Origin of the sequence: Streptomyces sp. NPDC012769 (assembly GCF_042901205.1) — a bacterium.
In the GTDB taxonomy this organism is placed as follows: domain Bacteria; phylum Actinomycetota; class Actinomycetes; order Streptomycetales; family Streptomycetaceae; genus Streptomyces.
The window spans coordinates 477,838-495,584 of sequence record NZ_JBIBCP010000006.1 but is presented as its reverse complement, the minus strand read 5'-3'; the positions used below and the strand labels follow the sequence as shown (position 1 = coordinate 495,584).

Genomic DNA, 17,747 nt, shown 5'->3' with positions numbered 1-17,747 from the left:
TCGGGGGCGAAAGATAGCCCGTCCGTGCCTGTTTGATCACACCTATGGACCCCGCGCGAGCGAACCGACAAGTCGTCGCTACGATGACCGGGGCCGGTGGACCGTACCCGGCCGGGCCTGACCGACAGAGAAGCCGGCCGGCCCCGATCCCCGCTCCCGGAGGGTTTTTCCGTGCCGGCTGGAACGCTGTACCGCGGCCGGGAAGGAATGTGGTCCTGGGTGGCTCATCGAGTCACCGGCGTCCTCATCTTCTTCTTCCTGTTCGTACACGTGCTGGACACCGCTCTCGTCCGCGTCTCCCCCGAGGCGTACGACGAGGTCGTCGCGACCTACAAGACGCCGATCGTCGCTCTGCTGGAGTACGGCCTCGTCGCCGCCATCCTCTTCCACGCGCTGAACGGTCTCCGTGTCATCGCCGTGGACTTCTGGTCCAAGGGCCCGCGCTACCAGAAGCAGATGCTCTGGACCGTCGTGGGCATCTGGGTCGTGCTGATGGCGGGCTCCGTCTACCCCGTCCTCGGCCACGCCGCACGTGAACTGTTCGGGAGCTGACGCCAGACCATGTCTGCAAACAACTCAGTCGCTGACACCACTTCCGCGATCGGTCCCGTCGAGGGCGCTGCCTACGACGTGGACAACCCGGCCCCGTACATCGAGGCCCCCCGCAAGCGCACCGGCAAGACCCCGCGCGCGACCCGAGGCAACTTCGAGATGGCCGCGTGGCTCTTCATGCGCCTCTCGGGCATCGTCCTGGTCGTCCTGGTCCTCGGTCACCTGCTGATCCAGCTCTTCCTGGACGGCGGCGTCTCCAAGATCGGCTTCGCCTTCGTGGCCGGCCGCTGGGCGTCCCCGTTCTGGCAGGTCTGGGACCTGCTGATGCTGTGGCTCGCGATGCTGCACGGCGCCAACGGCCTCCGCACGGTCATCAACGACTACGCGGAGCGCGCCAACACGCGCCTGTGGCTCAAGGGCCTGCTGTACACCGCCACGGTGTTCACCATCCTTCTGGGCACGCTGGTGATCTTCACCTTCGACCCGAACATCCGCTAGGCACGGGGCTGAGGTAATCCACGTCATGAAGATCCACAAGTACGACACCGTCATCGTCGGCGCCGGCGGCGCCGGCATGCGCGCCGCCATCGAGGCGACGAAGCGCAGCCGCACCGCCGTCCTGACGAAGCTCTACCCCACCCGCTCCCACACGGGCGCCGCGCAGGGCGGCATGGCCGCCGCGCTGGCGAACGTGGAGGAGGACAACTGGGAGTGGCACACCTTCGACACGGTCAAGGGCGGTGACTACCTGGTCGACCAGGACGCCGCCGAGATCCTGGCGAAGGAGGCCATCGACGCCGTCCTCGACCTGGAGAAGATGGGTCTGCCGTTCAACCGGACCCCGAACGGCACCATCGACCAGCGCCGCTTCGGCGGTCACTCCCGCAACCACGGCGAGGCGCCGGTCCGCCGGTCCTGCTACGCCGCGGACCGCACCGGCCACATGATCCTCCAGACGCTGTACCAGAACTGCGTCAAGGAGGGCGTGGAGTTCTTCAACGAGTTCTACGTCCTGGACCAGCTGATCACCGAGGTCGACGGCATCAAGAAGTCCGCCGGTGTGGTCGCCTACGAGCTGGCCACCGGCGAGATCCACGTCTTCCAGGCGAAGGCCGTGATCTACGCGTCCGGCGGCACCGGCAAGTTCTTCAAGGTGACCTCCAACGCCCACACCCTGACCGGTGACGGCCAGGCCGCCTGCTACCGGCGCGGTCTGCCGCTGGAGGACATGGAGTTCTTCCAGTTCCACCCGACGGGCATCTGGCGCATGGGCATCCTGCTGACGGAGGGCGCCCGCGGCGAGGGCGGCATCCTCCGCAACAAGGACGGCGAGCGCTTCATGGAGAAGTACGCGCCGGTCATGAAGGACCTCGCGTCCCGTGACGTCGTCTCCCGCTCCATCTACACGGAGATCCGCGAGGGCCGCGGCTGCGGTCCCGAGGGCGACCACGTCTACCTGGACCTGACGCACCTCCCGCCGGAGCAGCTGGACGCCAAGCTCCCGGACATCACCGAGTTCGCCCGTACGTACCTCGGCATCGAGCCGTACACGGACCCGATCCCGATCCAGCCCACCGCGCACTACGCCATGGGCGGCATCCCGACCAACGTCGAGGGTGAGGTCCTGGCGGACAACACCACCGTCGTCCCGGGCCTGTACGCGGCCGGCGAGGTCGCCTGTGTCTCGGTGCACGGCGCCAACCGTCTCGGCACCAACTCGCTGCTCGACATCAACGTCTTCGGCAAGCGCTCCGGCATCGCCGCCGCCGAGTACTCCGCCAAGGCCGACTACGTCGAGCTGCCGGAGAACCCCGCCTCCTTCGTCGAGGAGCAGATCGAGCGTCTGCGCAACTCCACGGGCAACGAGCGGGTCGCCGACCTGCGCCGCGAGCTCCAGGAGACGATGGACGCCAACGTGATGGTGTTCCGTACGGAGCAGACCATCAAGACGGCCGTCGAGAAGATCGCCGAGCTGCGCGAGCGCTACAAGAACGTGTCCATCCAGGACAAGGGCAAGCGCTTCAACACCGACCTCCTGGAGGCCATCGAGCTGGGCAACCTGCTCGACCTGGCCGAGGTCATGGCCGTCTCGGCCCTGGCGCGCAAGGAGTCCCGCGGCGGTCACTACCGCGAGGACTACCCGAACCGCGACGACGTCAACTTCATGCGCCACACCATGGCGTACCGCGAGGTCGGCGAGGACGGCTCCGAGACCGTCCGTCTCGACTACAAGCCGGTCGTCCAGACCCGCTACCAGCCGATGGAGCGTAAGTACTGATGGCTACCCCCGTACTGGACAAGGTGGAGAAGGACTCCGCCGCGTCCCCCTACATCACGGTCACCTTCCGCATCCGCCGCTTCAACCCGGAGATCTCGGACGCGGCGGTCTGGGAGGACTTCCAGATCGAGATCGACCCGAAGGAGCGCGTGCTCGACGGTCTCCACAAGATCAAGTGGGACCTGGACGGCACGCTGACCTTCCGCCGCTCGTGCGCGCACGGCATCTGCGGCTCGGACGCGATGCGGATCAACGGCAAGAACAGGCTCGCCTGCAAGACGCTGATCAAGGACATCAACCCCGAGAAGCCGATCACCATCGAGGCCATCAAGGGCCTGACGGTGATGAAGGACCTCGTGGTCGACATGGAGCCGTTCTTCCAGGCCTACCGGGACGTCATGCCGTTCCTGGTGACCAAGGGCAACGAGCCGACCCGCGAGCGCCTGCAGTCCGCCGAGGACCGCGAGCGCTTCGACGACACCACCAAGTGCATCCTGTGCGCCGCGTGCACGTCGTCCTGCCCGGTCTTCTGGAACGACGGCCAGTACTTCGGCCCGGCCGCGATCGTGAACGCGCACCGCTTCATCTTCGACAGCCGTGACGAGGCGGGCGAGCAGCGCCTGGAGATCCTGAACGACAAGGACGGCGTGTGGCGTTGCCGCACGACGTTCAACTGCACGGACGCCTGCCCGCGTGGCATCGAGGTCACCAAGGCGATCCAGGAAGTCAAGCGCGCGCTGATCACCCGCCGCTTCTGACACCTGGTCACTGCGGGGAAGCCCGCTTCTGTACGCTGCGACGTGCAGAAGCGGGCTTTTTCGTGTGCGCACGCGCGTGTGTGGAGGACGGGGACTGATGAGCGAGCCGAACCCTTACAAGTCGGAGGACTCGGGAAGCTACGAGTGGGGCCCGGGCCATCAGGCCGGGACGCCCGGTTACGGCTATCCGCAGACGCCGCCCCCGCCGGCCTACCAGCCGACCCTGCCGGGCGGTGTCCCGGTCCCGCCGCAGCACGCTCCGGTCCCGCTCGGCGCGGCGGCGGGCGCGCCGCTGCTGGCCCTCGGTGACATCACCGTGGTCGGCGACCAGATCATCACGCCGGCCGGGCCGATGCCGCTCAAGGGCGCGGTGTGGAACGCGATGGACATGTCGCGGACGGAGGAGAAGATGCCCACGGTGGCGATCGTGCTGGCGATCGTCTTCTTCATCTTCTGCCTGCTCGGACTGCTGTTCCTGCTGATGAAGGAGAAGCAGACGACCGGATTCATCCAGATCACGGTGACCAGCGGCGGCCGGCACCACGCCACGATGATCCCGGCGACCGGCCCGGACACGATCCACTGGGTGATGGGCCAGCTCAACTACGCGCGCTCGCTCAGCATGTGAGGAGCGGCGGGCCCCGTGGCGCCCGCCGCTCCGGGGCTCCTTCCGGCGGCGGGGCTAGCCGTGCCAGGGCCCGGAGCCGGTGTCCCGTTCCGCGGCGAGCATGATCCGGCGGAGCATGTCGTTGAGGCTGTCGCGTTCCTCGGGGTCGAGGACGCCGAGGAGGCGTTCCTCCTCGTGGCCGAGGACGTCCATGGCGCCGAGCCAGGTCGCGCGTCCGGAGTCGGTGAGTTCGACGACGACCCGGCGCCGGTCGGTGGTGGAGGGGGTGCGGCGGACGAAGCCGCGCTTCTCCAGGGCGTCGAGGCGGCCGGTGACGGAGGCGGGCGCGAGGTCGAGGTCCTGGGCGAGTTCGGAGGGGGCGGCGCTGCCGCCGCGGCCGGCGAGCTTGTGGAGGGTGTCGAACTCGTGCCGTTCGAGGTCGAAGTCGACGAGCGACTGCTCGCGCACCCGGCGGAGGTGGACGGACAGCTTCTTCATGCGCGTGACCGCGCCCTCGACGACCGGGTCCAGGCCGGGCAGGACGGGCTGCCAGCGGGCCACGTGCTCGTCGGTCCAGTCGTGCGGGGACTCGCGAGGTTCCTCGGTGGGGGCCATGGGGCGATCGTACGTCGCCGGGGCGCCCTCACGGGGGAGGAGCGACCCCAAGTATTTCGTTGACGAATTATTCGGTATCGAAATAACCTGCGGCGCATGCCTGCCCTCACCACGCCCACCCCGCCCGTCCCCCATCCCCTGCGCACCCGCTCCTTCCGGCTGCTCTTCTTCGGGCGGTCGCTCTCCCTCCTGGGCGACTCCGTCATCCCGGCCGCCCTCGCCCTCGCGGTCCTGAAGGCGACCGGATCCACCTCGGCCCTGGCGCTGGTCCTGGCCTGCGCGATGGTGCCCAAGCTGCTTCTGCTGCCGCTGGGCGGCGTGGTCGGCGACCGGTTCGACGCCCGTACGGTCGCGCTGGCGGCGGACCTGGTCCGGTGCGTCACCCAACTCGTCGTGGGCGTCCAGCTCCTGGGCGGCGCCCCTTCGCTCGCGGTCATCGCCGCCGTCGAGGTGGCCGGCGGAGCGGCCGGCGCGTTCGCGGCGCCCACCGCCGCCCCGCTGGTCAAGGGCACCGTCCCGGCACAGGCGCTGCAGCGGGCCAACGCGGCGATGGCCGTCGCCCACAGCGCGACGCGGATCGGCGGGCCGGCCCTCGCCGGGACGCTGATCCTGACCGTGGGGCCGGGCTGGGCGTTCGTCCTGGACGCGGCGAGCTTCGCGGTCAGCGCCGCGCTGCTGTGCGCCGTACGGGTCGAGCGGGTGAGGATCCCGCACCGCTCGGTCCTCGCCGACCTCAAGGAGGGCTGGCTCGAGGTCCGCTCCCGTGACTGGTACTGGACCAGCCTGATCGGGCACAGCGCCTGGAACGGGGCCGCCGCCGTGCTGATGACGCTCGGTCCGGCGATCGCCCTGGACCGGCTGGGCGGCGACCTCGCCTGGGCGGTGTTCCTCCAGGTGGGCGCGGTCGGGCTGCTGCTCGGCTCCCTGGCCGCCGACCGGATCCACCCCGGCCGCCCGATCCTCGCGGCGAACCTCGGGCTCGCCACCTACGCGCTGCCGCTGCTGCTCCTGGCGGTCGGCGCGCCCGCGCCGGTGGTCATCGGCGCGTACGGGCTCGCCCAGGCCGGGCTCGGGTTCCTCACCCCGGTGTGGGAGACGGCGGTGCAGCGGGCCGTCCCGGCGCACGCGCTCGCCCGCGTCACCTCGTACGACTGGCTGCTCTCCTTCGCGGCGATGCCGCTGGGTTACGCCCTGGCCCCGCTCGCCGCCTCGGCGTGGGGGCCCGGGGTGCCGCTGGTCGTCGCGGCGGTGGCGGTCGCGGGCTGCTGCCTGGGGACGGCCCTCTTCCCGGGGGTGCGCGACTTCAGGGCCGGCTGAGCGGACCGAGGGGGCCGCGCGGGCCGAGGAAGTCGGCGAGCAGACGGGCGGTCTCCTCGGGGCGCTCCAGGGCGGGCAGATGGCCGGCCCAGTCGAGGGCGACCTCCCGGACGTCGGGGAGCAGGGCGGCGAGCCGGGTCGCGATGAACCGGAAGTCCGGCACGTCGTGGGCGCCGGAGACGACGAGGGCGGGGACGTCGATCGCGGCGAGACCGGCCTCGGTGAGGCCCGCGGGGGCGGCCTCGAACTCCTCGGGGGCGGCGAGCTGGAGCTCGAAGGCCCGGCGCTGCATCCGCCGGACGAGCTCGCGGGCGGGAGCGCCGGCGTCGGGCCCGAGCCAGAGGTCGACGTTGAGGTCGACGGCCGCGTCCAGGTCGTCGGCCTCGATCAGCTCCTCCTCACGCGTGAAGAAGGCCCGCAGTCCGTCGCTCGGCTCCAGCTCCACCGGCGCGGCGGCGCAGAGCAGCGCGAGGGCGGTGGCCCGTCCGGGGTGACGGGCGGCGAACTCCAGGGCGACCTCGCCACCGAAGGAGGAGCCGACGAGCGCGGCCCGTTCGACGCCGAGACCGTCGAGCAGGGCGGCCACGTCGTCGGCGTGGACGTGCGGGCCGTCGACGGGGGTGTCGCCGAAGCCGCGGAGGTCGCAGCGCACCACGCGGTGTCCGGCCTCGGCGAGAGCGTGGAACTGCCCCTCCCACATGCGCCGGTCGCAGACGCCGGAGTGGAGCAGCAGGACGGTCGATGCGCCGTCGCCGGCCACGTCGTGAGCAAGTGTCATGCCCCCGACCCTATGGGCCGCCCGCTGGCTCCCGCCAGGGCTTTCCGGCACCCGCTTGAACATGTTCAAAGGGAGGTCTACAGTCATCGACGTCAGCTTTGAACGCGTTCAAGGGAGCGTGAGGGCATGGACCTCACTGTCGTCGCCTACGTCGTCTACCTGCTCATCAGCGCCGGGCTCACCGTCTGGGTCGCCCGCACCCTCAGCCGCAACGGCAAGGTCTTCCTCGCCGACGTGCTGCACGGCAACGAGAAGCTCGCGGACGCCGTCAACCATCTGCTCGTCGTCGGCTTCTACCTCGTCAACTTCGGCTTCGTCGCGCTCTATCTGAGCCAGGACGACGCCGTCCTCGACGCCCGCCGGCTCTTCGAGGCCCTCTCGGTCAAGCTCGGGGTCGTGCTCCTCGTCCTCGGCGTGATGCACCTCGCCAACGTGTACGTCCTCAACCGGATCCGGCGCCGGGGCGTCATGGAGCGCGGACAGGTCCCGCCGGCGCCCCCGCAGGGCTGGGCCCCCGGCCGGGGCGGCCCCCAGGGCCCGAACCCCTGGGCCACCCCGGCCACCGGCGGCTGACGCCCCGGGCCGACGGGGACGGGACGGGCGGTGCGAGGCACCTGACCGGTCCGACTAGGCTCAGGGCCTGTGGAGGACGCGATGGAAGAGAAGCAGGACAGGCCCGCCAAGGCGCCGAAGAGCGAACAGACCCGTGCCCTCATCCTGGAGACCGCGCTCCGGCTGTTCAAGGAGCGCGGCTACGACAAGACGACGATGCGGGCCATCGCGCAGGAGGCCGGGGTCTCCGTCGGCAACGCCTACTACTACTTCTCCTCCAAGGAGCACCTCGTCCAGGGCTTCTACGACCGGATCGCCGAGGAGCACCAGGCGGCCGTCGCGCCCATCCTGGACAGCGGCGAGAAGGACCTGACGGCCCGGATCCGCGGGGTGCTCCTCGCCTGGCTCGACATCGCCGAGCCGTACCACGAGTTCGCCGCCCAGTTCTTCAAGAACGCCGCCGACCCGGACAGCCCGCTCAGCCCCTTCTCCCCCGAGTCGGAGGGCCCGCGGGAGGCGGCGATCGAGGTCCACCGGCGGGTGATCCGCGGGGCCTCGGTGAAGGTCGACCGCGAACTGGCCGAGCCGCTGCCGCGGTTGCTGTGGCTCCAGCAGATGGGTCTGGTGCTGTTCTGGGTGTACGACCGCTCCGAGGGCGCCGCCAACAGCCGGCGCCTGGTCGAGCGGCTGGCGCCGGTCACCGCCCGGGCCATCTCGCTCTCCCGCTTCCGGATCCTGCGCCCGCTGGTCACCGACGTCCACGACGTCCTGTCGGACTTCATGCCGACGGCGGCCGGGATGGCGGCCTCGGGCAAGCCCAAGCGGAGCACGCGCAAGTCCTGAGGGCCGGGTCGATCGACCCTAGATCCAGCTGAGCTCCCACAGGCGCCAGATGCCCGTGCCGTCCGAGAGGTACTGGGAGCCGGCCACGGCCTCCGTCGACAGCACGTAGTCCTTCTTCTGCCACAGCGGCACCAGCGGCACCTCCTTGGCGACCTCCGCCTGGATGGACTTGAAGTCGGCGGTCGCCCGCGCGCGGTCGCTGTACTGCTGCGTCGAGGCGATCAGCGAGTCGATCAGGGGGCTGGAGAACCCGTTGTGCAGGGTGTTGTCCTTGCCGACGAGCGGCGCGGTGAAGCTGTCGGAGTCCGGGAAGTCGGGCAGCCAGCCGACCGTGTAGGCGTCGAACCTGCCCGCCGCGTACATCTTCTGGAAGGCCTGCCATTCCACGGACCGGACCTCCACCTCGAACAGCCCGGTCTCCTCCAGCTGCCTCTTCAGCTCGGCGGCCTCGGCCGCGTAGGTGGCGTCCTCGCGGTGCCCCAGGGTGAACTTCACCGGGGTGTCGACGTCCGCGTCCTTCAGCAGCTTCTCGGCCCTGGCGGTGCTCGGCTCCGGATAGGTGTCGTAGAAGGCGGTGCTGTGGCCGAGGAAGCCCTGCGGGATCAGGGAGTACAACGGCTCGACGGTGCTCTTGTACGGGCCGGTGGTGATGGCGGGGCGGTCGATCACGGCGGCCACGGCCTGCCGGACCGCCTTCTTCGCCATCGCCGAGCCGGGCCGCACGTTGAAGTTGAGGTTGCGGGTCTCGGCACTGGCCGCCTCGGTGATCCGGGTGCCGTCCTGCGAGCCCTCCTCCATCGCGTTGATGAAGGCGGGCGGCATCTGCCGGTGCGTCACCTCGACCTGCTTCTTCTTCCAGGCCTCGGCGAGCTCCTCGGACTCCTTGAAGTACTTCACGACGACCGTGCGGCCGGCCTTGCCGATGGCGCCCCGGTAGCGGGGGTTGGGCTCCAGGCGGGCGCTGACGCCCGGCCGGTAGTCCTTGAGGACGTACGGCCCGGAGCCGTCGACCGCGTTGCCGGCGCGCAGCGCCCCGGCCGGGTACGTGGTGCGGTCCACGATCGAGCCGGCGCCGGTGGCGAGCTTCAGCGGGAAGGTGGCGTCCCGGCCGCTGAGCTGGAAGGTGACCTTCTGCCCGTCGGCCACGATCTTCTTCAGGGTCGGGAACAGCGGCTGCGGGCCGACGTCCGTCCTGATCGCCAGCATCCGCTCGAAGGAGTAACGGACGTCCTCGCCGGTGATCTTGCGGCCGCCGGCGAAGGTGAGGTCGTCGCGGAGCGTGCACTGGTACGTGGTCAGCCTCGTGCCGAGGAACCTGCAGCTCTCGGCGGCGTCCGGGACCGGAGTGGTGAAGCCGGGCTTGAAGGTCAGCAGCGACTGGTAGACGTTGCTGTACATCGCCCAGGAGCCGGCGTCGTAGGCACCGGCCGGGTCGAGCGAGGTCACCTCGTCCGTGGTGCCGACGGTGATGGCGTCGGTCCGCACGTCGTCGGAGGGCAGCAGCTGCCAGCCCCCGATTCCGGCGGCCAGTACGACCCCACAAGTGACCAGAACGCGCAGACGGACCGTCGACCGCATGAGACGTGCTTCCTTATGTCGCGTACCACCCCTGGCGCGCCGGGCTCCGCCCGGCCGCGATGGCGCCACCCAATCACACGACCTTCACTGGTGGAAGAGTAAACCTTCACACCGCACGCATATGTCCAGGGATAAGGGATTTCGGGTGACCGAACCGTACGTATCAGTCACCAAGCGCTCCGTCACGCCTGCTTCGACGCCAGCTCCACGACGGTGATGTCGGAGGGCGCGCCGACCCGGACCGGCGGTCCCCAGGCGCCCGCGCCGCGCGACACGTACAGCTGGGTGTCGCCGTAGCGTTCAAGCCCGGCGACGGTCGGATTGGCGAGCTCGGCGAGGTAGTTCCCGGGCCAGAGCTGACCGCCGTGGGTGTGTCCGGAGAGCTGGAGGTCGACGCCGTGCCGGACGGCGTCGTCGATGACGATCGGCTGGTGCGCGAGCAGCACGGCGGTGCGGGCCCGGTCCCGGTCGCCGAGCGCCTTCACGAAGTCGGGGCCCTGCCCCTCGCTCTCGCCCGCCACGTCGTCCACCCCGGCGAGGTCGAAACCGGCGCCGATCTCCACGCGGGCGTTGCGCAGCGGCCGCAGGCCGAGGTCGCGGACGTGGTCGACCCAGGCGTCGGCGCCCGAGAAGTACTCGTGGTTGCCCGTCACGAAGAAGGCGCCGTCCCGCGCCCGCAGCCGCGCGAGCGGCTCGGCGGCGGACCCGAGGTTCTCCACGGTGCCGTCGACCAGGTCGCCGACGACGGCGACGAGGTCGGGCTGGGTGGCGTTGATCGTGTCGACGATCCGCTGGGTGTGGGCGCGCCCGAGGATGGGCCCGATGTGGATGTCCGACACGACCGCGATGCGGTAGCGGTGCGCGCCGCGCGGCAGCTTGGCCAACGGAACGGTCACGCGCTTCACCCGCGGCCCGCGCAGCACGCCGTACGCCCCGTGACCGACGGTCCCGGCGGCAACGGCGGCGGCCGTGCCGGAGACGAGACGGTTGACGAAGAGCCGTCGGGAGAGGTCGGGCACCGCGGGCTCGTCGGCCGTCGCCACCGGGGCGTCCGTCGGTACGGGCGCGGGCACGGGCTCGTCCGTCACCACGGGCACCAGGGCGGGCGCGGCGGCCGGCGCGGCGGCGGGGACGGGTTCGGGCCGCCCGGCGGGGGCGACGGTGGGGGCGGCCAGGGCCGGGGCGGACTCGGCGGTCCTGGCGGCCTCGGCGCCGGCCGCGCGACGGGCCGCCCATCGCCGCAGCAGCGGCCGCAGCGGCTCCGTCACGACCAGGGCGAGCGTCACGTACAGCAGCAGCGCGAGCCAGAGGAAGCCCGGCCAGGCGACGATCTGCTGGAGGACGAAGGGGGCGCCGGCACGGCCGGAGACGAGCGCCGCCAGCGACAGCAGCGGCAGCACGATCGCCGCGGCCGTGCCGAGGCGGCGGGCCACGCCGCCGGGCGCCGTCACGTCACGCACCAGACGACGCCACACGTACCAGTGGACCGCGCCCAGAAGGGCGAGGACCACGACCAGCACCAGCAGGAAGACGACCACGCCCCACATACCCCTATCCGCGCTCGCGCCGAAGTGCGCGCACGCCACGCAACCCGATCACCCCGATGACCGTCCCCAGGACAAAGGACGTGATGGCCAGCAGCAGGTGAACCCAGAAGTAGGCCGTCGGATCGCCCGCGTCGTCGAAGGCGAGACCGCTCGCGTCGTTCCACAGGTTCTTGACGAAAGTGATCCAGATGAACCAGCTCCACGCCCCGAACGCGAGCAGGAACCAGGAGACCGGCCGACTGAGCTTCATGGTCCCAGTATCACCATCCGCCCCTCGGCCCCTGCCGACGGCCCCGCGGACGGCCCTGCCGACGGCCCTGCGGACGGGTGGACGAGCGGGGGCGAACCGCCCCGCGGGGTTCGGCGGCAGGTCGCGGCGAGGTACGTTCTCGACCGTGTCCGCTTCGAAGAAGACCGCGAAGACCGCCTTGACGGTCGCCGCCGCCGCGCTGCTGCCCCTCCTCGCCGTATCCCCCGCCCAGGCGGACGGCACGGACAAGCAGCCCAAGCCCCCCTCCGGGATGTCCTCCGTCGGCGGCAGGCTGCTCAGCCTCCCCGGCACCCAGGTGAGGCTCGGCGCCGGCGCCCCGGTGCTGCCGAAGGAGCTCAGCGCCCGCTCATGGATCGTCGCGGACGCGGAGAGCGGCCAGGTCCTCGCCGCGCACAACGCGCACTGGAAGCTCGCCCCGGCCTCCACGCTCAAGATGCTCTTCGCGGACACCCTGCTGCCGAAGTTCCCGAAGACGCAGAACTACACCGTGAAGCCCCAGGACCTGGCCGGCGTCGGCGCAGGCTCCAGCCTGGTCGGCATCAAGGAGAAGCAGACCTACAGCGTCCACGACCTGTGGCTGGGCGTCTTCCTGCGCTCGGGCAACGACGCCGTCCACGTCCTCACGGCGATGAACAACGGCAGGGCCAGGACCGTCGCGGACATGCAGGCGCGCGCCGAGGAGCTCCAGGCCCTGGACACCGTGGTGAAGTCCCCGGACGGCTACGACGAGCCGCACCAGGTCTCCTCCGCGTACGACCTCACGCTCATCGCCCGCAGCGGCATGCAGAATCCCGACTTCCGCGAGTACGCCGCCACTCCCCGCGCCAAGTTCCCCGGCGAGCTGAAGCCCGGCAAGGCGCGCGAGACCTTCGAGATCCAGAACACCAACCGGCTGCTCACCGGCGACCTCGGCGTCCCCGCCTACCAGGGCATCGCGGGCGTCAAGAACGGCAACACCACGCACGCCGGCGCGACCTTCACGGGCGTCGCCGAGCGCAACGGCCGGGTGCTGCTCGTCACGGTCATGAACCCCTCGTCGAAGGAGCAGCACGCCGTCTACAAGGAGACCGCGCGCCTGCTCGACTGGGGCTTCGCGGCGGCGGGCAAGGTGACGCCGGTCGGCGAGCTGGTGGCGCCGAAGTCGGCGCGCACGACGCCGGGAGCCGACTCGGGGACGGCGGGCGACGGCTCGACGCCCGCGCCCGGCAAGAACGCCCCGATCGGCACCGACCAGGCGGCCGTGGCGCAGGAGAAGTCGGGCGGCGCGGGCATCGCGCTGGCCGTGGCGGGCGGCATGCTCGTGCTGATCGCGGGCGCCGTGTTCCTGGTCAACCGGCGTTGGCCGCGGGCGGCTTCGGCCCGGACGGCCCCTCCGGTCGACGAGAGCGTGAATCCCTGACGTCCCGCTCCGTGTCGGGTGACTCGTCGTCGGCGTCCGCGGCGCGCGAGTCCTCGACACGGGAGTCCTCGACACGGGAGTCCTCGACACGGGAGTGCTTGGCGTCGGCGGCCGTCCAGGCCGCGCAGAACAGCAGCAGCTTCGCCATGAAGTTGATCCACAGGAGCAGGGCGACCGGCACGCCGAACGCCCCGTACATCGACTTCGCCGCGACGCCCTTCATATAGCCGCCGAGCAGCAGCTTGAGCAGTTCAAAGCCGACCGCGCCGAGCAGTGCCGCGACCACCAGGGCGCGGCGCCGCGGCTCGACACCGGGCAGCAGGGTCAGGACGTACGACAGGATCAGGAAGTCGGCGACGACCCCCACCAGGACGGCGGCGAGCTCCAGCAGGATCCCACCGGCGCCCTGATGGGAGACGCCGAGGCGTTCGGCGGACCAGCCGACGGCGGTGGAGCCGAGCCAGGACGCGGCCAGCGAGCCGAGCATGACCCCGCCGAGGCCGAGCAGCACGACCGCGTCCTTGCCCTTGCGCAGGATCGGGTTGCCCTCGTCGGCGTCGTCCAGGCCCCAGACCGCGCGCAGACACTCGCGCATCGAGCCGATCCAGCCGATGCCCGTGAACAGCAGCACGGCGCCGGCGACCAGACCGATGGTGCCGGCGTTGTCGACGAGGCCGCCGATGTCGAGCTGCTCGGAGATGCCGGGGACCTGGTCGGCGATCTTCTCCTCGATCCGGTGGAGCTGTTCGGGCGACAGCAGCGCGGCGCCGATCGCGGCGGCGACGGTGATCAGCGGGAAGAGCGACAGGAAGCTGATGAAGGTGAGCGCGGCGGCGAGCCGGGTCCAGTGGACCTCGTCGAGGGTCTCGTACGACCGCCAGGCATGGGTCCTCATGAGCCGGGAGACCCAGGGGCCGACGACGGGGAGCTTGGTCAGCCAGTCCATGTCGTACGCGTCTCTCCCTCGGGGGCGGTGGCGTCAGGCGGCATTCCGGAAGACAAGGGTCCGCGTACCCCAGAATCGCAGACAGGTCGCCAGGAACATGCCCACTCCGAGCCCTGACACCGTGTCGGCGCGGGCCGAGGTGAGCCCGAGGGCGTGGTGGGACACGGCGAGGCAGAGCAGCTGGACGGCGGCGCCCGCGAGGTTCACGGCGAAGAAGGCGACGTACTCGCGCAGGGCGACGGCGCGGCGCCGGTAGGTGCCGAGGGCGTTGCCGAGGTAGGCGACGGTGCAGCCGGCCAGGAAGGAGGCGACCTTGGCCGCGAGGGGATCCTGCCCGAGGGCGCCGCGCAGCCACAGGAAGACGCCGAGGTCGACGGCGTAGGCCACGGCCCCGACGGCGAGGAACCCGAGTACTTCGCGTCGCCGATCCGAGCCGCCGCGCCGCGTGTGCCACGCGCGCCGCGTGTGCCACGTGCGCCGCGTGGGCCGTGTGCGCCACGTGCGCCGTGTGCGCCACGTGCGCCGTGTGCGCCACGTGCGCCGGGCGTGCCCCGTGTGCCCCATGTCCCGGGGACGCCCGCTCACAGGTCCGCGACCGCCATGCCGTACATCGCCGCCCACACCAGGCCGATGACGGCGAGCGGGCGGTCGCGCAGGACGACGTCCTCGGGTTCGCCCGCCGTGCCCCGGTCGGCGAAGACGGCGTAGCGCAGCACGGCCAGGACGAAGGCGACGACGGAGAGCTGACGCCACGGCAGCAGCGAACCGGCGGCGACGCCGCCGCTCTCCAGGGCCCACAGGCAGTAGCCGAGGACGGCGACCCCGGCCGCCAGCTGCCAGACGAAGCGGAGGTACCCGGTCGTGTACTGGGTGAGCAGCGCCCGGGTCGCGCCCTGGGCGTCCTCCATCTGCACGGCCTCCGAATAGCGCTTGGCCGCGACCATGAAGAGCGCGCCGAAGCCGGTGGTGATGAGGAACCAGCGCGAGAGCGGGATGCCGAGCGCGATCCCGCCGATCATGGCCCGCATGAGGAAGCCGGTGGTGACGACGGCGAGGTCGACGACGAGGACGTGCTTGAGGCGGACGCAGTAGGCGAGCTGCATCACGAGGTACGCGGTCAGGAGCAGCGCCGTCATCGCGTTGCAGAGCAGGGCGCTCGCGACCGCCGCCCCGAGGCCGAGCACGGTGCCGGTGGCGTACGCGAGGGGTACGGGGACGAGGCCTGCGGCGACCGGGCGGTGCCGTTTCACGGGGTGGGCGCGGTCGGCCTCGGCGTCGCGGGCGTCGTTGACCAGGTAGACGGCGGAGGCGGCGGCCGTGAACAGGACGAAGACCAGGGCGAGTCGGGCCGCGCCCGGCCAGGAGGCGAGCCGGCCCGCGGCGACGGGCGCGGCGACGACGAGGACGTTCTTCACCCACTGGCGCGGCCGTGCGGTCCGCACGAGCCCGCGGGCGACGGCGAGGGCGGCGGGGCGCCCCGGCGCCCGGCGCGCGGTGGCGGGCGGGTCGAGGACGGCGACCCCGGTGGTGCGCTCAGCCACGGCGGCCTCCCGCCGGGGCCGGGGTCGGGACCGGGGCCCGCGTCCCGACCGCGAGGGGGGCGGCCGTACGGAGCCAGGCGCGGCCCGCCGTGGCGACGGCGGCGCCCAGCAGCGCGCCCGCGGCGACGTCGGTCGGGTAGTGGACGCCGACGACGAGGCGCGAGAGGCACATCGCGGCGGCGGCCGGGACGGCGACGCTCCGGGCCGGCGGGTGCAGGGCGGTGAAGGCGACGGCCGCCGCGGCGGCGGAGCCGGCGTGGGAGCTGGGGAAGGAGTAGCGGCCGGCGGTGCGGACCAGCGGCGCGTACTCCTCGGGGCACGGCCGGGGCCGTCGTACGACCCGCTTGACGGCCGAGCTCGCCAGGTGCGCGGCGCCGATCAGGGCGGTGCCGCGCAGCCAGCCGCCGCGGCGCGGCGGGTCCAGGGCGGCGGCGGTGAGTCCGGCCGCGAGCCAGAGCGCCGCGTGTTCGCCGCCGTGCGACAGCGCGCGGGCGGCGGCGGCCACGGCGGGGCGCCGGCCGCGGGCTCGCAGCGCGGCCAGGAGCCGGTGGTCGGCCACGGTCCAGTCCCGGTGTCGCATGAGTCTCGCCCGCCTCCCCGTGCTGCCGTCAACCACGGGCGACTCTGACGCCCTCAGGTGCCGTAGGGCTCGGGACGCTTTCCTGACACTCGTTTAATCACCCATTTCGACGAACCGCCCACCAATCCCGGCATAAGCGACAGTCACGGCGATACGGTCACCTCATGGCAGCCGACACACACGTCGACGGGGACTCCGGTACGGACTTCCACGGGGACTTCGACACCCTGACCGGCTGGGGCCGGACCGCTCCCACCCTCGCCCGCGTGATCCGCCCCCGCACGTACGAGGAGGCCGCCGCCGCTGTCCGCGCGTGCGGCGCCCGCGGGTCGATCGCCCGCGGCCTCGGCCGGGCCTACGGTGACGCCGCCCAGAACGCCGGCGGCGCCGTGCTCGACATGACCGCGCTCGCCCGGATCCGGGCCGTCGACGCCGAGGCCGGGCTCGTCGTCTGCGACGCGGGCGTCAGCCTGCACCACCTGATGGAGGTGCTGCTGCCGCTCGGCTGGTTCGTGCCCGTCACCCCCGGCACCCGGTACGTCACCGTCGGCGGGGCGCTCGGCGCCGACATCCACGGCAAGAACCACCACGTCTCCGGCTCCTTCTCGCGTCACGTCGTCTCCCTGGACCTGCTCACCGCCGACGGGCAGCTGCGCACGGTCGTCCCCGGCACGCCCCTCTTCGAGGCCACCGCCGGCGGCATGGGCCTGACCGGGGTGATCCTTTCGGTCACCCTCCGGCTGCTGCCCGTCGAGACCTCCCTGATGACCGTCGACACCGAACGCGCCACGGACCTCGACGACCTGATGGCCCGTCTCACCGCCACCGACCACCGCCACCGCTACTCCGTCGCCTGGATCGACCTGCTCGCGCGCGGCGCCGCGACCGGCCGCGCCGTCCTCACCCGCGGCGACCACACGCCGTACGACGCGCTGCCCGTGCGCGCCCGCCGGGCCCGCCGCGCGCCGCTCGCCTTCCGGCCTGGACAGCTGCCGGCCGCGCCCGCGTACGTCCCCGAGGGGATCGTCGGCCGCGCCGGCGTGAGCCTCTTCAACGAGCTCTGGTACCGCAAGGCGCCCCGCCGCTCCACCGGCCGGCTCCAGCGGCTCTCCTCGTTCTTCCACCCCCTCGACGGGGTCCCGCACTGGAACCGGGTCTACGGGCGCGGCGGCTTCGTGCAGTACCAGTTCGTCGTCGGGTACGGACAGGAGGAGACCCTGCGCCGGGTCGTACGGCGGATCGCGAGCCGCGGCTGCCCGTCCTTCCTCGCCGTGCTGAAGCGCTTCGGCGAGGCCGACCCCGGCTGGCTGTCCTTCCCGCTGCCCGGCTGGACCCTCGCCCTCGACATCCCGGCCTCCCTCAGCGGCCTCGGCGCCTTCCTGGACGAGCTGGACGAGGAGGTCGTCGCGGCCGGCGGCCGGGTGTACCTCGCCAAGGACTCACGGCTGCGGCCGGAGCTGCTCGCCGCGATGTACCCGCGGCTCGCCGACTTCCGCGAGCTGCGCGCCACCCTCGACCCGCGGTCCGTCTTCGTCTCGGACCTGGCCCGTCGACTCGCCCTCTGACCCACTCCCTGAAGGAGGCT

At 71.8% G+C, this 17,747-nt stretch carries 19 protein-coding genes; 10 read left to right on the top strand and 9 right to left on the bottom strand.

Features of this window, described 5'->3' with window-relative positions:
• Positions 1–171 precede the first annotated feature (171 nt).
• The 5 genes from sdhC to ACFY7C_RS30885 all read left to right on the top strand — a co-directional run bounded on the left by sdhC (position 172) and on the right by ACFY7C_RS30885 (position 4,216).
• Complete coding sequence (gene sdhC / locus ACFY7C_RS30905; protein WP_388866141.1) at positions 172–552, top strand: succinate dehydrogenase, cytochrome b556 subunit; 381 nt, start codon at positions 172–174, stop codon at positions 550–552.
• Positions 553–561: 9 nt separating this feature from the next.
• On the top strand, positions 562–1,050 hold the full coding sequence (locus ACFY7C_RS30900; protein WP_389656731.1) for a succinate dehydrogenase hydrophobic membrane anchor subunit: 489 nt from the start codon (positions 562–564) through the stop codon (positions 1,048–1,050).
• A gap of 25 nt (positions 1,051–1,075) precedes the next feature.
• On the top strand, positions 1,076–2,830 hold the full coding sequence (gene sdhA, locus ACFY7C_RS30895) for a succinate dehydrogenase flavoprotein subunit (protein WP_389656728.1): 1,755 nt from the start codon (positions 1,076–1,078) through the stop codon (positions 2,828–2,830).
• The gene (locus ACFY7C_RS30890) at positions 2,830–3,588 is read left to right on the top strand and encodes a succinate dehydrogenase iron-sulfur subunit (RefSeq protein WP_352079839.1); all 759 of its coding nucleotides are present in this window, start codon (positions 2,830–2,832) and stop codon (positions 3,586–3,588) included. The genes sdhA and ACFY7C_RS30890 overlap by 1 nt, the downstream gene beginning before the upstream one ends.
• 97 nt (positions 3,589–3,685) lie before the next feature.
• The gene (locus tag ACFY7C_RS30885; RefSeq protein ID WP_389656725.1) at positions 3,686–4,216 is read left to right on the top strand and encodes a hypothetical protein; all 531 of its coding nucleotides are present in this window, start codon (positions 3,686–3,688) and stop codon (positions 4,214–4,216) included.
• 54 nt (positions 4,217–4,270) lie between these two features.
• Here ACFY7C_RS30885 and ACFY7C_RS30880 read toward each other — a convergent pair whose 3' ends face one another.
• Positions 4,271–4,810, bottom strand: coding sequence for a MarR family winged helix-turn-helix transcriptional regulator (locus ACFY7C_RS30880; RefSeq protein ID WP_389656722.1), 540 nt, complete (start codon positions 4,808–4,810; stop codon positions 4,271–4,273).
• 96 nt (positions 4,811–4,906) lie between these two features.
• Between ACFY7C_RS30880 and ACFY7C_RS30875 the strand changes: the two genes are divergently transcribed.
• Entirely contained in the window at positions 4,907–6,127 is a 1,221-nt protein-coding gene (locus ACFY7C_RS30875) for an MFS transporter (protein ID WP_389656719.1), read from the top strand.
• Here the strand turns inward: ACFY7C_RS30875 and ACFY7C_RS30870 are convergent.
• Positions 6,114–6,905 carry an alpha/beta fold hydrolase gene (locus ACFY7C_RS30870; protein ID WP_389656716.1) on the bottom strand — a complete coding sequence of 264 codons (792 nt, stop codon included), beginning with the start codon at positions 6,903–6,905 and terminating at the stop codon, positions 6,114–6,116. The two genes, ACFY7C_RS30875 and ACFY7C_RS30870, sit on opposite strands and share 14 nt — an antisense overlap.
• A gap of 126 nt (positions 6,906–7,031) precedes the next feature.
• On the opposite strand from ACFY7C_RS30870, the gene ACFY7C_RS30865 reads away from it, so the two are divergent.
• Both ACFY7C_RS30865 and ACFY7C_RS30860 read left to right on the top strand, forming a co-directional pair.
• The gene (locus ACFY7C_RS30865) at positions 7,032–7,478 is read left to right on the top strand and encodes a hypothetical protein (RefSeq protein ID WP_389656712.1); all 447 of its coding nucleotides are present in this window, start codon (positions 7,032–7,034) and stop codon (positions 7,476–7,478) included.
• 81 nt (positions 7,479–7,559) lie between these two features.
• Positions 7,560–8,300, top strand: coding sequence for a TetR family transcriptional regulator (locus ACFY7C_RS30860; protein ID WP_389656708.1), 741 nt, complete (start codon positions 7,560–7,562; stop codon positions 8,298–8,300).
• An 18-nt stretch (positions 8,301–8,318) separates the two neighbouring features.
• Here ACFY7C_RS30860 and ACFY7C_RS30855 read toward each other — a convergent pair whose 3' ends face one another.
• The 3 genes from ACFY7C_RS30855 to ACFY7C_RS30845 form a co-directional block, all read right to left on the bottom strand.
• On the bottom strand, positions 8,319–9,878 hold the full coding sequence (locus ACFY7C_RS30855) for an ABC transporter substrate-binding protein (protein WP_389656705.1): 1,560 nt from the start codon (positions 9,876–9,878) through the stop codon (positions 8,319–8,321).
• A gap of 182 nt (positions 9,879–10,060) precedes the next feature.
• Positions 10,061–11,425: a metallophosphoesterase gene (locus tag ACFY7C_RS30850; protein WP_389656703.1), complete on the bottom strand. Its 1,365-nt coding sequence runs from the start codon at positions 11,423–11,425 to the stop codon at positions 10,061–10,063.
• A gap of 4 nt (positions 11,426–11,429) precedes the next feature.
• Entirely contained in the window at positions 11,430–11,675 is a 246-nt protein-coding gene (locus ACFY7C_RS30845) for an SCO4848 family membrane protein (RefSeq protein ID WP_389656700.1), read from the bottom strand.
• A 145-nt stretch (positions 11,676–11,820) separates the two neighbouring features.
• On the opposite strand from ACFY7C_RS30845, the gene ACFY7C_RS30840 reads away from it, so the two are divergent.
• Complete coding sequence (locus ACFY7C_RS30840; RefSeq protein ID WP_389656697.1) at positions 11,821–13,095, top strand: D-alanyl-D-alanine carboxypeptidase family protein; 1,275 nt, start codon at positions 11,821–11,823, stop codon at positions 13,093–13,095.
• Here the strand turns inward: ACFY7C_RS30840 and ACFY7C_RS30835 are convergent.
• From ACFY7C_RS30835 to ACFY7C_RS30820, 4 genes are all read right to left on the bottom strand, one after another.
• Positions 13,025–14,041 (bottom strand): YihY/virulence factor BrkB family protein, encoded by a 1,017-nt coding sequence (locus ACFY7C_RS30835; protein WP_389656694.1) that lies wholly within the window; start codon positions 14,039–14,041, stop codon positions 13,025–13,027. The two genes, ACFY7C_RS30840 and ACFY7C_RS30835, sit on opposite strands and share 71 nt — an antisense overlap.
• A 33-nt stretch (positions 14,042–14,074) precedes the next feature.
• Positions 14,075–14,428, bottom strand: coding sequence for a GtrA family protein (locus ACFY7C_RS30830; protein ID WP_389656691.1), 354 nt, complete (start codon positions 14,426–14,428; stop codon positions 14,075–14,077).
• 194 nt (positions 14,429–14,622) lie between these two features.
• Positions 14,623–15,582, bottom strand: coding sequence for a decaprenyl-phosphate phosphoribosyltransferase (locus tag ACFY7C_RS30825; RefSeq protein WP_389656688.1), 960 nt, complete (start codon positions 15,580–15,582; stop codon positions 14,623–14,625).
• Positions 15,575–16,162, bottom strand: coding sequence for a phosphatase PAP2 family protein (locus ACFY7C_RS30820; RefSeq protein ID WP_389656685.1), 588 nt, complete (start codon positions 16,160–16,162; stop codon positions 15,575–15,577). Before ACFY7C_RS30820 ends, ACFY7C_RS30825 begins: the two co-directional genes overlap by 8 nt.
• A 164-nt stretch (positions 16,163–16,326) precedes the next feature.
• Between ACFY7C_RS30820 and ACFY7C_RS30815 the strand changes: the two genes are divergently transcribed.
• Positions 16,327–17,727 (top strand): FAD-binding protein, encoded by a 1,401-nt coding sequence (locus ACFY7C_RS30815; protein WP_389656682.1) that lies wholly within the window; start codon positions 16,327–16,329, stop codon positions 17,725–17,727.
• Positions 17,728–17,747: the final 20 nt, after the last annotated feature.